Genomic DNA, 16,013 nt, shown 5'->3' with positions numbered 1-16,013 from the left:
CCCCCTTACTTATGAATACGAACTGACACATTCATTCCAGGAACAATATTTACTGATTTACTATGATCTAAAGAAATTTTAACTGGTACAACTTGCTTTACTTTCGTATAGTTCGCTGTTGCGTTACTTGATGGTAACATCGAGAATGTATTCGCTGTTGTTAATCCAACTTGTTCTACTTTCCCTGTTAACGTTGTATCTGGGTATGCGTCTACATACACATCTACTGTTTGGCCTTTTTGAACATCATCAATAGTTGTCTCTTCAATGTTTGCTGTTACCCATAAATTACTCATATCAAATGCGTATGCAATTGGGCTACCTGCTCCAACGAACGCATTTGTTGTTGCATTTGATTGTACAACTGTAGCATTTTGCGGAATTGTTACGTCTACTGTTTGTTCACCATTTGCTCCCGCTACAGTGACAGCACCTAATTTATCGTTTTCATTGTAGTTTTTTCCTACTTCAGCTTTCCAGTCTGTTAACTTACCTGCTACTGGTGATGCAATCGGAATTACCTTTCCGTCAATTTTTGCATTGTCTGTTTTTAAATAATTTTCTGCTTGATTGTAGTAGTAATAACCGCCGATACCGCCGCCAACTAATACAATTAATGTGATAATGTTGATAATTACCATTCTTCGAAACTGATTCATTGCATTCCTCTCCTTATATCGCATATAATTTTTTTCTAAACTATTTACATCCTTATTGTTTATATTGTTTAATTGTTAATTATATTAACCTTTAAACAAAAAAAGCACACCTTTTACGACGCAAACTATGTTTTGTCTGCATCCTAGCGGTGCTGATTTCTAAAGGACTATCATTTATAATTATAAATAATTATCCCGAATCTACAACCAACAATTTAAACCTATATGTTGTTTAAGCAACATTACACTATATATGTGTTGTTTAAGTTAAAAAAATTAAACGAGGTGAAGTAAAAATGTCTATTAAAAATACAAATGATCCACGTGTAAAACGAACAAGACAACTCATACAGGATGCTTTTGTCGCTTTAGTAGGCGAAAAGGGCTTCGAAAATGTAACTGTGCAACATATCGCGGAACGTGCCCCTGTAAATCGCGCTACATTTTATAGCCACTACCATGATAAATATGATTTATTAGACAAAAGCATAGAAGAAATGCTAGAAAAATTAGCTGAAGTAATTAAACCACAAAATCGAAATAAAGAAGATTTTCAGCTCACTTTTGATTCACCGCATCCAACTTTTTTAGCTTTGTTTGAGCATATCGCAGAAAATACTAATTTCTATAACGTTATGCTCGGCGATAAGGCAACTGGAAACTATTCTTATAAAATGATGAAAACAATTCAAACACATTTAACATTAAGCTTATCTATTTCCCAGCCAGATGATGAAGACCTTATGGTCCCTCGTGATATTCTTATTAGTTATGTTACAGGCGCTCATATCGGAATGATTATGTCATGGTTAAAAAGAGGCATGATTTATACCCCACATTTCATGGCAATGCAATTAACTCGCTTAATTATTTTAGGAGCCCATACTGCAGCAGGGTTAGAAAGACCGTTTTAAAAATGGAAAAAGCGAAGGAGGTTATCCTTCGCTTTTTTCTATTAATTAAATGTAATGTTATGTACAGCCTCTTTATCAAGACGTTTAATAACTTCTACAATTAACTTCACTGCATTTTCATAGTCATCACGGTGTAACATTGCCGCATGAGAATGAATGTAGCGTGTCGCAATCGTAATCGCCATAGACGGAATACCGTTTACAGAAATGTGAATTGCTCCTGCATCTGTTCCACCGCCGGCTACAGAATCATACTGGTATGGAATTTGTAATTCATCAGCAACATCAACTACAAAGTCACGTAAACCTGTATGACCAATAACAGAAGCATCATATAAAATGATCTGCGGTCCATCGCCCATTTTACTTTGCGCTTCTTTTGCCGTTACACCTGGTGTATCACCAGCAATACCAACATCTACAGCGAATGCGATATCTGGCTTAATATAGTTTGCAGATGTTTTCGCACCACGAAGACCAACTTCTTCTTGTACAGTCCCAACGCCGTATACAACGTTTGGATGTTTTTCATCTTTTAATTGTTTTAATACGTCAATTGCAATTGCACAACCAATTCGATTATCCCATGCTTTTGCAAGTAACATCTTTTCATTCTTCATTACTTGGAATTCAAAGTAAGGTACAACCTGATCTCCTGGTCTTACGCCCCACTCCATTGCCTCTTCTTGGCTAGAAGCACCAATATCGATAAACATGTCTTTAATATCAACTGGCTTTTTACGAGCTTCTGGAGGTAAAATGTGTGGTGGTTTTGAACCAATTACACCTGTTACATCTCCTTTACGCGTTACAATTGTCACGCGCTGTGCCAGCATAACTTGTGACCACCAGCCACCAACTGTTTGGAAACGAAGGAAGCCTTTGTCATCAATTTGCGTAATCATAAAGCCAACTTCATCTAAATGACCTGCAACCATAATTTTCGGGCCGTTTTCTTCCCCAACTTTTTTCGCAACTAAACTTCCTAAATTATCAGTAGAAAGTTCGTCCGCAAACGGCTCAATATATTTCTTCATTACTTCACGTGGTTCACGCTCGTTACCAGCAATACCACGTGCATCTGTTAACTCTTTTAGCATTGTCAATGTCGCGTCTAATTTTGTCATTGCCAACACCCTCCTTTTTCTTCAGTCACCTTATTATACAAAAGGAAATTGAAATATTCAAAAATTAAATTAGTATCCTTGTGTTTGACGCTGATGATTTACTTCATTTTTATCTAAATACGCTTTTTCAATTTCTTCTTGTTCAAATTCAAGTGCTTGTCCAAGTCGAAGATAGCTTGTAAATAATTCAATATAGTTCGTGATAGATGGTTGATCTGTAAAACGAATTACTTTCGCATATGTGTCTAAGAAAATTTCCACTTGTGTTTTATTCGTTTGTGCACATTTATAGAATAAGAAGTTTTTATCAATTCCTAAATCGATTCCGATTGATAAGATAAAATGCAAACCATCTACGTATTCTTCTAATATTACTTCACGCTCTGATGCTGGTTTATTGCTCCAATATTTAAAACAACGTGTTTCATTTGCAAGTTCTCCAATTTCTACAAGAAGAGCTAACATTTTTTCTTTTAACAATTTTTTCGGTTGTAAGTCATGTTCTTTCACAATACGGTCATCTAATTCTTTTTGTAGTTTAAATAGTTGTAGTAAGTCCATTCTATTGTCCTCCTCCAACATCGCATTTTACGCAACAATGTTGTTTCATCTCAAAGTTCATTATTATTTTTCGTTTCTTATTAATAAGTCAGCTATTTACCTCTTTCCAAAATAGCTTGTCCTTAATTTACAAATACGTTTCAATCATCGTTCTTAGATTATTCATCTGATGAAAGTTCCATATCATCTCTCCATTATAGCAGTGTCGTTTCTGCTAGGAAAGATACTCTTCTTTCCAAAGGAGCATAAATAAAAAAAGCCAGGAGGATTCTCCCGACTTTATAAACATATTCTTCTATATCGCTATAGTTTTCGCATTGATTTTGTCATATCGATAACGATAATAAGTAAAGGATTTTGCAAATCATTGAATATTTACAATGAATGTAAATAAAAAAACCTTAGAAGAAAAATCTTCTAAGGTTTCAACTAATTAATTAGTTAATGTTGTTTTTTGCAACTGTTGCTAATTCAGCGAAAGCTTTTTCGTCATGAACAGCTAAGTCAGCAAGCATCTTGCGGTTAACTTCGATGCCAGCATTTTTTAAACCGTGCATTAAGCGGCTGTAAGAAAGACCATTCATACGAGCTGCTGCGTTGATACGTGTAATCCATAATTTACGGAAGTCACGTTTCTTTTGACGACGGTCACGGAATGCATACATTAGAGATTTCATAACCTGTTGGTTAGCAACCTTAAATAATGTACTCTTAGAACCGTAGTAACCTTTTGCTAATTTTATAACTTTTTTACGACGTTGACGAGTAACTGTACCACCTTTTACTCTTGGCATAATATTACCTCCTAGTTTGTTCTATATATCAGCCGAACTTATTTTAAGTTGTCAAGCATTTGACGAATGCGTTTGAAGTCACCAGCGCTAACTACACCAGCTTTACGTAGTTTACGTTTAGCTTTTGTAGATTTGTTAGCGAATAAATGGCTTGTGTAAGCGTGAGAACGCTTCAGTTTACCAGATCCAGTCTTTTTGAAACGCTTTGCAGCGCCGCGATGAGTTTTTTGTTTAGGCATAGGTATTTCCTCCTCTATCTATTACTTATCGTTTTTCGGTGCTAAAACTAAGAACATACTGCGTCCTTCCATTTTAGGCTTAGATTCAATTGTACTAACTTCAGCACAAGCTTCTGAGAAGCGATCTAAAACACGTTGACCGATTTCTTTATGAGTAATGGCACGTCCTTTAAAGCGAATTGACGCTTTAACCTTGTCGCCTTTCTCTAAAAACTTGACAGCATTACGAAGTTTTGTGTTAAAGTCATGTTCATCAATTGTTGGACTTAAACGAACTTCTTTCATGCTAATTACTTTTTGATTTTTGCGCTGTTCTTTTTCTTTCTTCTGTTGCTCAAAGCGGAATTTACCGTAGTCCATAATGCGGCATACTGGCGGTTTCGCATTTGGAGCAACCAATACTAAATCAAGATTAAGACCTGCAGCTAAGTCTAAAGCGTCATTACGAGACTTGATTCCAAGTTGATCGCCGTTTGCGCCAACTAAGCGTACTTCACGTGCACGAATTTGCTCGTTAATCATCATATCCTTGCTAATAGTAAGCCACCTCCAAGGTTTTCTTAGAATACGTTTTGCAATTGTAGAACCCGAACAAAAAAAGTGCGGGCACACGGCACCCACACTTGTAATATCTTTAGTAAGAAATACATTTACCTGCTAACTGCGAATGCGTCCATCAGGTGAGAAGCGGGTGCTTCTACTTGTCAAAACCATATTCTATTATCCTTGATGAGTTTATCATAGGACATGACGTCTGTCAAGAAGACGCGATGTGTTTTACTAACAACAAGAAATATTGTAACAAACAACTAGCATACTTGCAATACTTTTTTATGATAAGTATTGTTTGGTTATTTTTTCTAGATTTTCTTTTTCATAATACATAAAAAAGCCGCGGTATACCGCGGCTTTTTCTTATCGTTTTCCTTCTACTTTAATCATGTCAACAAACGCATCTAATGCGATTGTTTCTGATTTTTGTTCACCATATTTACGTACGTTAACGCCATTTTCAGTAACTTCATTGTCACCTACTACAAGCATGTACGGAATCTTTTGCATTTGTGCTTCACGGATTTTGTAACCAATTTTCTCTTCACGAGTATCTAATTCAACACGGATACCAGCACGTCGTAATTCATCTTGTACTTTCTTTGCATAGTCTAAATGTACTTGCGGAGAAACTGGAATTACTTGCGCCTGAACTGGAGCTAACCAAGTTGGGAATGCGCCTTTGTATTCTTCAATTAAGAAGGCTACGAAACGTTCCATAGTTGATACAACGCCACGGTGAATTACAACTGGACGATGTTGTTTACCGTCTTCACCAACGTAAGCTAATTCAAAGCGTTCTGGAAGTAAGAAGTCTAATTGTACAGTTGAAAGTGTTTCGTCTTTTCCAAGAGCAGTACGAACTTGAACGTCAAGTTTTGGACCATAGAATGCCGCTTCACCTTCAGCTTCATAGTAATCAAGACCCATTTCATCCATAGCTTCTTTTAACATACCTTGTGCTTTTTCCCACATCTCATCATCTGCATAATACTTTTTAGTATCTGCTGGGTCACGATAAGATAGACGGAATGAATAGTTTTCTAAACCGAAATCTTTGTACACTTCTAAAGTTAAGTTTACAACACGTTTTAACTCTTCTTTAATTTGATCTGGACGAACGAAAATGTGCGCATCGTTTAAAGTCATTCCGCGTACACGTTGTAATCCAGATAATGCTCCAGACATTTCATAGCGGTGCATTGTTCCAAGTTCCGCAATACGGATTGGTAATTCACGGTAACTGTGAATATCATTTTTATAAACCATCATATGGTGAGGGCAGTTCATTGGACGAAGAACTAATTCTTCATTATCCATTTCCATTGATGGGAACATGCCATCACGGTAATGGTTCCAGTGACCAGAAGTTTCATAAAGCTCTCTGCTTCCTAATACTGGAGTGTATACGTGATCATAACCTAAGCTTGCTTCTTTATCAACGATATAACGCTCGATAATGCGGCGAATTGTTGCACCTTTTGGTAACCAAAGTGGTAAACCTTGTCCTACTTTTTGGCTATTAGTAAATAGTTTTAATTCTTTACCTAATTTACGGTGATCACGCTCTTTTGCTTCTTCAAGCATACGTAAGTGCTCATCTAATTCTGCTTTCTTAACAAATGCAGTACCGTAAATACGTTGTAACATTTTATTATTGCTATCGCCGCGCCAGTAAGCACCCGCTACGCTTAATAATTTAAACACTTTAATTTTCCCTGTAGATGGAAGGTGAACACCACGACAAAGGTCGAAGAATTCGCCTTGCTCATAGATTGAAATAACTGCATCTTCTGGAAGATCGTTAATTAAATCTAATTTTAACTCATCGCCGATTTCTTCAAAGCGACGAAGTGCTTCTGCACGTGGTACTTCATGACGAACGATTTCTAAGTTCTCGTTTACGATTTTTTGCATTTCTTTTTCGATTTTCTTGAAGTCTTCAACTGTAATTGCTTCTTCCATATCAATATCGTAGTAGAAGCCATTTTCGATTACTGGACCAATGCCAAGCTCAAGCTTAACATCTTTATATAAACGTTTTAACGCTTGTGCTAAAAGGTGGGCAGTTGAATGGCGTAAAATGTATAAGCCATCTTCAGAATCTAATGTAATAATAGAAACTGCACCATCTTCTTCGATTGGTGTAACAAGATCAATCATCTCATCGTTTAATTTTCCAGCCACAGCTTTTTTCTTTAAGCCTGGGCTAATAGAAGCTGCGATTTCTTCAGTTGTTACGCCTTTTGGAAACTCCTTCACAGCTCCATCAGGGAAAGTAATTTTAACTACATCTGCCATCACTGGTCACTCCTCTTTTTCTCAAAATAAAAAACACTCATCCCGTAAAAAGGGACGAGTGTTGAATTCGTGGTTCCACCCTTGTTCCAATTAACATGATTGTTAATTGCTCAAGTTCAACATAACGGTGTTGTCCGTTAGCAATTACTAGAAAAATCGTTCACTGCTAATGTTTAGAGGTGGTAAGTAATTATCCCGTACTAGGAAGCTCACACCCTAAGGCTTCCCTCTCTGAAAATCGTAGAAAACTACTCATGTCCTCATCATGACATTTCAATATATTTCATTTATGTAGGTAATTATATGCTCAAAAACTTAGAAAATCAAGGGCGTTACCTTTATTTTTTAAATTTTTCACGTTGCGCTCAAATTCATGTAATCCATGTAGTTGCACTCGTTCCTGAAATACATTTCGCAAAGTAATAATCATATTATGATCTTGTTCTTTCGTATATAAATAAATCTTTTTCGGCGAAATAGAAAGAAGTGGTGCAATTACTTTCGTATCGATATATACATCCTGTTTCTTTAATAATTCTTCATCTATATATTGAACCAATTTCTCCTGTTTTAAACGTCTACCTTTATCATCATAGAAAATAAAACTTTCATCAAAAATAAGATGTACACAGGACAAACGTGATTTCCGGCTACTTACTTGTTGGCGAAGTGTCTCAATGAACATTTGATATTCCTGCTCCATCTTATACTCATCAATTGCAACTTCAGCAAGCTTAGCTACCATTTCCCTGTATGTACGAAGACGAAAACGAACGTATGATGAAAACGAGAATGAGAGCGGATCACAAAGCCAATCATTCAAAGACGACGCAATATAAGATTCAAATTTTTGACGTGTTAAATCACGAACTACTCCTTTTCTTCTTTCCTTTAAAATCTCATGTGCCATATGCAATATTTGATGACACTCTTCTTGTTCTTCATAAAAAAACTTTTCCTTTAAAATGGTATGAATCCATTCATTTTGTTTCACATTCATAATGAAATATAGTAATACTGGCAATAAAACCTTTTCAATATAATTCGATTCACATAATGGTATATGAATAACAACCTTTTGTTCGTTTAAATATACACTTGTTTCCTTATATAAGGATTCCGTTCTTTTCGTTAGTTGTCTGTATACGTGCACAGCATCATTTTTTTCTTCGAAGCAAATTTCAATCACTTTTGTCCCCCCTTTTATCCCCGCTCTAAAGGATTGCACCTATACGTTACAAATCCTATAAGAGTCCGATCTATGGAAGTTCACTCTTAGTAGAAACCTATCTCCCATCGTTAGAACATCCACTCGATATGGCTTGCTAATTTTATATATATTAAGGGAGGGAGAAAAAAATGATACAAGCTACTCTGAAAAAATGATTAAAATAAAGTGAAACTTTAATCAGTGGAGGTTTTGTCCATCCTCCACTGATTATTAGCCCGCACCAATCGGGCTTTTACGGGCAGCAGGGCTTCCACCTAACTTCTTTGCTTTACAGCCGAATTTTGAGGTGGGAGTCTTACTGCCCGCCAATAGCGGGATAAAAAAGAGCAAGCTTCTCAGCTTACTCTTTACTTATGACGACGGTTCTTTCCACCAATAGAAATTGGCTTCGCTAAATATTGAATTCGTTCCATAATACGGGCCGCTTTCATCTCTTCTGCTTCACCGCGCTGTGTATACGTTAAATGATGTTCTAACTGTTTGAAATCAAAGTTAGACGTAAAGAACGTCGGTAAGTTTTCTAACATACGGAATTGCAAGATCGCACCGAGAACATCGTCACGTACAAAACTTGACATTGCTTCCGCTCCGATATCATCTAACATTAATACTTGTACGCGTTTTACCGCATCAATCTTTTCCCCAATCGTATTATCTTGAATCGAACTTTTAATTTCACGTAAAAATTCCGGGAAGTATACAATCATCGAACTTATTTTCTTTAGAGCAAGCTCATTTGCAATCGCCCCTAAAAGATATGTTTTCCCTACACCAAATTTACCGTAAAGATATAAGCCCTGCACTTTTTTCCCTGGTTCATATGCACGTAAAAATTCATTCGCTGCACCAATCGCCTCAATACGTGCATCTAAACCTGAAGGGTCTAAGTTTTCCATAGACGCCTGTAAAATATCATTTGGCATATACACGCTTTGAACGAGTTTTTCATGTTTCTTTCTCTCATCATACGCTACTTTTCTTACGCAGCGATCGTATTGAATATCAATCATCTTACCTTGAATGACAAGCTTCGGCTCATATCCTTGCAGCATATTTTTACATGACCCTAAATTTGGACAATCAGCGCACCCTACACTTTGTCCAATGTATTCATATAACTTCACAAGACTTCGTTCAATCATCGAAGTCGTTACTTCACCTTTATGTTCGTCTATAAATTCTTTCACACGTGGGTGCGCCATTACTTCCGCTTTTAACACTTCATATCTATTTTTAAAGTTTTTATTTTCCATTAACTTCGCAAACGAATTTTGAATATGCTCCATTTCCTCACCTCAAAGAGCGTTCATTCTCTTCTATTAATCACGCTTATATTTTTTCAATACTTCTTCTAATCGTTTTCGTTCATCTTCTAACATACTTGCCTTTTTTTCCACACTTACGTCATTTTCCACAGTTTCTTTCGCTTGTTCTTTCGGTTCTTCTTTAAGCCAATCAGGCACCATTTCTTTACGCACCGTTCTCTTAGCTGTTCGGCCTTTCTTCTTCGTCTCGGCCCACTCTTGATATTGACGATTCTCTTCTTTCGCTAGCGCCATTGCTTCGCCTACTGTACCGACCTTTTTTCGTGCCCAATGTCCAGCAATCTTCTCGACATACGTTTTAGCAAGCTTCATATCTGAGCGTAGCATAACGTAATAAATAAGTACATTCACAACCCCTGGCGTTAATTTTTGATTTATCATTACATCCTCAACGATTTGCAAGTCCGCTTTCGTTGCCTCTGCACCGCCTGAAATCTCTTTCAATAGTTGTTTTGGCGAGATTTCCTCTAACTGCTTCATTAGCATCTCTTCTTGCGTAGATGGCTCTTTCTCTTTCATTGTACGAGCAGCATGAGGTTGCACCCTTTCACTTAATACAGGTAGTGCTTGACCATTTTCAAATTGATACCAATCGCGTGCTCCCTTCCGAAGCCTTTCGATATCAATAGTTTGCCTCTCTGTCACTGCGCCAAGAACGATATTTTGCATCGATAACACATCCACACCGTACACATAAGCGAGTGTAATGACACATTCTCGCACTTGATCTGTAATCGCCTTTTTAGGAACAAGCGCTGATAGTCCGTCTACAAATAAAGAGAAATCAAAGAAATCATTCCAAACTTTCGGTGCATCCCCATTCTCGTTATTTGGCATAGTTGTCGTTTTCGGGATACGCAGTTCTTCTTGCGCATGTTCAAACTGACCTGGGTTAAACGAATCAAATACATCGTTGAAGGAGCGCGTAACATTTTCATAAGAAGCAAAATCGAATTCTTCCTCTAAGAAATATTGCTTTACTTGGTTGTATTTTGTCCGACTCAAGCGATTATATAAAAAGATACTTAAAACAATATCATCAAAAAACTGCTTCGGAGATAAAGGTGGTTGCAATTCATATATAAACATTCGAATATCTTTTTCTTTCTTAATATATACATTTAAAAGACCAATCGCTTCTAACTTTACTCGTTCCCCATATATTTCAGGAAGTTGCATTTGCATAGTCACCATAAGGGAGTGATGTGTATTCTCTTTTCCAAACACACGATCTTGCTCTAACTCTCCCCATAGCGTCATGTATAAGCTAAAAGCTCTACTACCTATTAACGGCTGATACAACATCGTTAATACTTTCCGGTCGTAATTATGTAACAACCCTTTTGCACTTACTTTATAACGATCAATCGGCAATAGCTCCATCCATGACTGTTTTTCCATTCTTGCTTTTCCTTTCTCTCATCCAATCTAACCTATATTTCACTCGTTCTATCCTTATTATATAATTTATTAGCGAAAAAGAGCTATTAGCTTCCGCTTCTAGCTCTCTTATCTCGTTTACTTACAGTATATAAAGAGGTTCTTTCTACTCTCTCTCTTTTTGCAGTATATCTTTTAATTCTTCAATAAATACATTTAAATCTTTAAATTGACGATACACAGAAGCAAAACGTACGTAAGCAACATCATCAATATCACGAAGTTCTTCCATAACAATTTCACCAATCATATCACTTTTCACTTCTGATATACCTAAGTTACGAAGTTCACGCTCCACACTTTGTGTTACTTCCTCTAACTGCCTTAAAGATACAGGTCTTTTTTCACACGCTTTAATTAAACCGCGTAAAATTTTCTCTTTATTAAACTCTTCTCGTGTTCCTTCTTTTTTAACAACGATAAGAGGTGATTCTTCTACTCTTTCAAATGTCGTAAAGCGACTTAAACAACTTTCACACTCTCTTCTTCTTCGAATAGAGCGCCCCTCGTCTACCGGACGCGAATCTAACACTCTTGTGCCATTATGAAAACAGGATGGACAACGCAATTCATTCACTCCTTTACAATATAATCTTTATTCTTCGCTACTCACCTACATGTGAAAATATATATACAATATTATATAACTCATTCTTCTACAATGACCACTCTAAGTTATTACATATCGTGATCCTATTTTATATAAACTAAAAAAGAGGTGCATTATACACCTCTTTACATTTTAAATCAATTATGTTCTTTTTTAAAGAGCTTTTGTTTCTCTCTGCTTAATTTCGAAGCTACCAGTGCCTCGAGGAAGCTCGATGCTCTCACGCGTTTTCGCGTTTAAACCTTCTGCAATATATTCTGCAGCAACATTTGGATCAATACGATCCCCACAAGTATAAACATCAATACTTGCGTAACCGTGCTCCGGAAAGCTATGAATTGTTAAATGTGATTCCGAGATAATTACTACTCCACTTACACCTTGTGGTGCAAATTTATGGAAAGCAACCTCACGCACTTCAGCACCAGCTCTCAGTGCTGCATCCACAAATAATTGTTCAATATACGGCATGTCATTAAGCTTGTCGAAATCGCAATCCCAAAGTTCAGCGATCACGTGACGACCCATCGTATCCATAGTATCCATTCTACAGTTCCCCCTTGTAAATTTATTCTAACTGTTCGAATTGAAAACTAATTTGCAATTTGGCTTGCTCCACTACCACGGGGGAAAGTTAGTCCAGAGAGGTCCTAACCCTTTAAGTAGTGACTACGTACCTCAGCTCTTAAGTTTACGAGTGTTAGTATACTTTGTTTATTTTCATTTTGCAACAACAGTTTTTTCGATTTTCTGTCATAATTTCCTCTTTACTTTTCCCCAAAAAAAATAAATGATTCACAAATACAGTAATCACAACGTTTTTTGGTCTGTCCACTATTTGAAAATATACTCCTATAATTTTTTTCTTTTCAGAAAAAAATAAAAAAAGAAGGCAAATATTCACTTGCCCTCCCCCTATTTCACTTAAATATGTTGTACATTTTCTTGTTTTGCTAATTCATCTACAACTAACGTTACAAGATCTACAACACGACGAGAGTAGCCCCACTCGTTATCATACCAAGCAAGTACTTTCACTTTACGCTCACCCATTACCATTGTAGATAAACCATCAATAATAGCTGAGTGTGTATTTGTATTAAAGTCGATAGACACTAAAGGCTCTTCGCTGAATTCTACAATTCCTTTTAACGCACCGTTTGCAACAGTTTTGAATGCTTCATTAATATCTTCAACTGTTACATCACGTTTTACGTCTACTACTAAATCAACAAGAGACACGTTTGGTGTTGGTACACGAAGTGCCATACCATGAAGTTTTCCGTTTAAGTGCGGAAGAACTTTTGCAAGCGCTTTCGCAGCACCCGTCGTTGTCGGAATGATAGACTGTCCGCAAGCACGCGCTCTTCTTAAATCTTTATGTGGGTTATCAATATTTTTTTGGTCATTTGTATAAGCGTGAACAGTTGTCATTAAACCGTTTTCAATTCCGAACTGCTCATCTAACACCTTTACAACCGGCGCTAAACAGTTTGTTGTACAAGATGCATTTGAAATAACGGTATGTTTTGTAATATCTAATTGGTCTTCGTTCACACCAACTACGATTGTTACATCTTCATTTTTACCAGGTGCTGTTAAAATAACTTTTTTCGCTCCAGCTTCAACATGAAGAATTGCTTTTTCTTTCGAGTTAAATTTACCAGTTGCTTCAATTACAACTTCAACACCTAATTCTTTCCAAGGCAATTCCTTTGGATCGCGGTTGTTTAAAAGGCGAATCATTTTCCCATCTACTAATAAATGATCTTCAAATGCTTCCACTGTTCCGTCAAACTTACCATGTACTGTATCATATTTAATTAAATGTGCTAACGTTTCGGACGGATAGCTTGCGTTGATTGCTACAATTTCGAATGCGCTTTCTTTTATTGCTTGACGAAACACCATTCTCCCAATACGTCCAAATCCATTAATTGCCACACGAGTCATAATATGTTATCCCCCTTGAATGCGTTATACTATTTATCTCCAATCCCAATAATAGTATAACACAAAAAGGAGATATGTCACTAAGCATTTTCATTAATTTCACAATTTTTTAATCAATAATGTTCCATTCTTTCAAAATAGCCGCTAATTGTGTTTTCGTTTCAGCAATTGTGCCATCATTATAAATTACTTCATCTGCTTTCTTTACTTTTTCTTCTAATGACATTTGAGATTGAATACGCGCCGTTGCTTCTTCTTCTGAAAAGTTATTTCGTTTCATTAAACGTTCCAATTGTGTATTGGGCGTAACTGCTACAACTAAAACACGATCAACAAGATTTGTTAATTTACTTTCAAACAAAAGAGGGATATCTAACACAACCGCTTGCATACCTTCTTTTATGTACATCTCCTTTTGTGCATTCATTTCTTCACGCACTGCAGGGTGAACAATTTCGTTTAACTGCAATCGTTTTTCTTCATTATAGAAAACGACACTTCCAAGCTTCGGTCGATCCAGTTCTCCATCTTTTTGTAACACTTCCGTTCCGAAAACCTCTACAATTTTGTTATATGCTGGTTTTCCTCGTTCTACAACTTCTCGAGCAATAATATCTGCATCAATAACCGGTATACTCATTTCACGAAACATTTCTGATACCGTACTTTTTCCACTTGCAATGCCTCCTGTTAATCCAATTACTACTGTCATAATAATCCTCCTCATAATAAAAGGCGCGAAACTAACGTTCCACGCCCATACTTACATTTTCCAAATTCCAATAATAATGAGTAATACCCCAGGCAGGAATGTAAATTTTTGTAACCATTTCATATTCGATAAAACCGTACCGAGCTTCATTCCAATAAATAAGAATAAAGAACTCATAACCGCGACTAATATCGCCATCATCGCAGGTGTATAGCCTAATAAAGATGCACCAATTCCAGCACCAAACGAATCTACTGAAAGAGCAATGCCGAGAAGTAGTGCTTCTCCTGCAGAGATCGTTCCTGATTTATCAAAATCCGCAACAGTCGGCTTCCGCAAAATTTGAATCACTAACCCTAGAGAAGCAATTTCTAGTTTCCAAACCTTCTCTTCTTGCTTCGAATCTTCTTTTTTATCACTTCGAAAAAATTGATATAATACCCAAATACCTATTCCAATAAGAACAAGCCCACCGATACGCGTTGCGATAACAGGTGAAAATATTTTCGCGATCATATGTCCAATTCCCATGGAAACAAGCATGACAGCTGCTGAACAGATCCCGATAATCATAATTGATCTTAGTGGAATTCTTACGCTCCTTAACCCATATGTTAGCCCTACACTACAGCTATCTAAGCTTAATGTAAAAGCTAATAAAATAAGAGATAAATAAAGGTACATCGGTAAGCTCCTCCCTTATACATAGCTCTGCTCTATGTATATGACAAATGCCTATCCGATGTTATCCCTTTTCTATATTCTAGGTTGGCAAATTGGGCAGTAATGTGTTCCCCTGCCGCCAACAACTGTTTTTTCTAATATCGTACCGCAAGTCACACACGGTTCTCCTTTTTTTCCATATACATTTAGAAGTTCCTGGAACGAACCAATTTGTCCTTGCGAATTAATATACGTTCTAATTGTACTTCCGCCACGCTTAACCGCTTCGCCCAGCGTTGTAACAGTCGCCTCATAAATTCTTTCTACTTCTTCTTCTGTTAAAGATGCAGCTTCTCGTTCTGGATGAATTTGCGAACGGAATAATACTTCATCTACATATATATTTCCAAGCCCTACTAAAAGACGCTGATCTAATAATACGACTTTTATTTTGCGATTTGTCTTTTGTAATCTTTCTTGTAAGTACTGCGGTGTCAATTCAGCATCAAATGGCTCTGGTCCTAAATCAGCAAGAGGCATTTGAGCAAACTCTTCACCTTTATTAAAGAGATGCATCGTACCAAACTTTCGCACATCTTTATAATGTAATTCAGTTCCATCTGTAAATAAGAAACGTACGTGTGTATGTTTATCAATTGGCTCATCCTCTTGATGAAGTAAAAACTTACCTTCCATACGCAAATGTGAAACAATTACATAGTTCGTTACATACAAAAGCAAAAACTTACCTCTTCGCTTTATATTCTCGATTTTCTCGCCTCTCAGCATGTCTTTAAAGATTTCTGCATCATCCGGTCGTTTTACTATTTTGGGATAAGTTACAATAACATCTGCAATCGTTTTTCCTGTTACAAGATTTTCAAGCGTTCGTCTAACATTTTCAACCTCTGGTAATTCAGGCATTTCATCAC

At 36.7% G+C, this 16,013-nt stretch carries 17 protein-coding genes and 2 other annotated features; of the genes, 1 reads left to right on the top strand and 16 read right to left on the bottom strand.

Going from position 1 to position 16,013, the window contains the following annotated elements; translation table 11 throughout:
* Positions 1-5: 5 nt before the first annotated feature.
* Positions 6-659, bottom strand: a complete 654-nt coding sequence (locus QCI75_RS04470) for an HlyD family secretion protein (RefSeq protein ID WP_001071405.1) — start codon at positions 657-659, stop codon at positions 6-8.
* 296 nt (positions 660-955) lie between these two features.
* Here QCI75_RS04470 and QCI75_RS04465 point away from each other — a divergent pair, with 296 nt between their 5' ends.
* A complete protein-coding gene (locus tag QCI75_RS04465) occupies positions 956-1,573 on the top strand; it encodes a TetR/AcrR family transcriptional regulator (RefSeq protein ID WP_000023663.1) in 618 nt (205 codons plus the stop codon).
* A gap of 41 nt (positions 1,574-1,614) precedes the next feature.
* Here QCI75_RS04465 and QCI75_RS04460 read toward each other — a convergent pair whose 3' ends face one another.
* From QCI75_RS04460 to mutM, 15 genes are all read right to left on the bottom strand, one after another.
* Entirely contained in the window at positions 1,615-2,700 is a 1,086-nt protein-coding gene (locus QCI75_RS04460; RefSeq protein WP_002173699.1) for a M42 family metallopeptidase, read from the bottom strand.
* A gap of 69 nt (positions 2,701-2,769) precedes the next feature.
* Positions 2,770-3,261, bottom strand: coding sequence for a dUTP diphosphatase (locus tag QCI75_RS04455; protein ID WP_000365057.1), 492 nt, complete (start codon positions 3,259-3,261; stop codon positions 2,770-2,772).
* Positions 3,262-3,698: 437 nt separating this feature from the next.
* Entirely contained in the window at positions 3,699-4,055 is a 357-nt protein-coding gene (gene rplT, locus QCI75_RS04450) for a 50S ribosomal protein L20 (RefSeq protein ID WP_001138364.1), read from the bottom strand.
* A 38-nt stretch (positions 4,056-4,093) separates the two neighbouring features.
* Positions 4,094-4,294, bottom strand: a complete 201-nt coding sequence (gene rpmI / locus QCI75_RS04445; RefSeq protein WP_001125945.1) for a 50S ribosomal protein L35 — start codon at positions 4,292-4,294, stop codon at positions 4,094-4,096.
* Between the two features lie 21 nt (positions 4,295-4,315).
* Positions 4,316-4,819 carry a translation initiation factor IF-3 gene (gene infC, locus QCI75_RS04440; RefSeq protein WP_002015470.1) on the bottom strand — a complete coding sequence of 168 codons (504 nt, stop codon included), beginning with the start codon at positions 4,817-4,819 and terminating at the stop codon, positions 4,316-4,318.
* 63 nt (positions 4,820-4,882) lie between these two features.
* Positions 4,883-5,003 (bottom strand) — a sequence feature (ribosomal protein L20 leader region).
* Positions 5,004-5,209: 206 nt separating this feature from the next.
* Positions 5,210-7,147, bottom strand: a complete 1,938-nt coding sequence (gene thrS, locus QCI75_RS04435) for a threonine--tRNA ligase (RefSeq protein ID WP_000786076.1) — start codon at positions 7,145-7,147, stop codon at positions 5,210-5,212.
* A 47-nt stretch (positions 7,148-7,194) separates the two neighbouring features.
* Positions 7,195-7,423 (bottom strand) — a binding site (T-box leader).
* A 31-nt stretch (positions 7,424-7,454) separates the two neighbouring features.
* Positions 7,455-8,336, bottom strand: a complete 882-nt coding sequence (ytxC, locus tag QCI75_RS04430; protein ID WP_144505160.1) for a putative sporulation protein YtxC — start codon at positions 8,334-8,336, stop codon at positions 7,455-7,457.
* A gap of 389 nt (positions 8,337-8,725) precedes the next feature.
* Positions 8,726-9,664 (bottom strand): primosomal protein DnaI, encoded by a 939-nt coding sequence (gene dnaI, locus QCI75_RS04425; RefSeq protein WP_144505162.1) that lies wholly within the window; start codon positions 9,662-9,664, stop codon positions 8,726-8,728.
* Positions 9,665-9,697: 33 nt separating this feature from the next.
* Positions 9,698-11,104, bottom strand: a complete 1,407-nt coding sequence (locus QCI75_RS04420) for a replication initiation and membrane attachment family protein (protein ID WP_144505164.1) — start codon at positions 11,102-11,104, stop codon at positions 9,698-9,700.
* A gap of 145 nt (positions 11,105-11,249) precedes the next feature.
* Positions 11,250-11,711: a transcriptional regulator NrdR gene (gene nrdR, locus QCI75_RS04415; RefSeq protein ID WP_001203686.1), complete on the bottom strand. Its 462-nt coding sequence runs from the start codon at positions 11,709-11,711 to the stop codon at positions 11,250-11,252.
* A 195-nt stretch (positions 11,712-11,906) separates the two neighbouring features.
* The gene (speD, locus tag QCI75_RS04410; protein ID WP_002003660.1) at positions 11,907-12,290 is read right to left on the bottom strand and encodes an adenosylmethionine decarboxylase; all 384 of its coding nucleotides are present in this window, start codon (positions 12,288-12,290) and stop codon (positions 11,907-11,909) included.
* A 387-nt stretch (positions 12,291-12,677) separates the two neighbouring features.
* Positions 12,678-13,706: a glyceraldehyde-3-phosphate dehydrogenase gene (locus QCI75_RS04405; protein ID WP_016096022.1), complete on the bottom strand. Its 1,029-nt coding sequence runs from the start codon at positions 13,704-13,706 to the stop codon at positions 12,678-12,680.
* Positions 13,707-13,815: 109 nt separating this feature from the next.
* Positions 13,816-14,418, bottom strand: a complete 603-nt coding sequence (gene coaE, locus QCI75_RS04400; RefSeq protein WP_144505168.1) for a dephospho-CoA kinase — start codon at positions 14,416-14,418, stop codon at positions 13,816-13,818.
* Positions 14,419-14,469: 51 nt separating this feature from the next.
* Positions 14,470-15,102: a sporulation membrane protein YtaF gene (gene ytaF, locus QCI75_RS04395; RefSeq protein ID WP_353760002.1), complete on the bottom strand. Its 633-nt coding sequence runs from the start codon at positions 15,100-15,102 to the stop codon at positions 14,470-14,472.
* 72 nt (positions 15,103-15,174) lie between these two features.
* Positions 15,175-16,005 (bottom strand): DNA-formamidopyrimidine glycosylase, encoded by an 831-nt coding sequence (gene mutM / locus QCI75_RS04390; protein ID WP_144505170.1) that lies wholly within the window; start codon positions 16,003-16,005, stop codon positions 15,175-15,177.
* Positions 16,006-16,013: the final 8 nt, after the last annotated feature.

This window comes from Bacillus cereus group sp. RP43 (genome assembly GCF_040459645.1).
GTDB lineage: Bacteria > Bacillota > Bacilli > Bacillales > Bacillaceae_G > Bacillus_A > Bacillus_A mycoides_C.
This window is presented reverse-complemented; position numbering and strand designations above follow the sequence as displayed.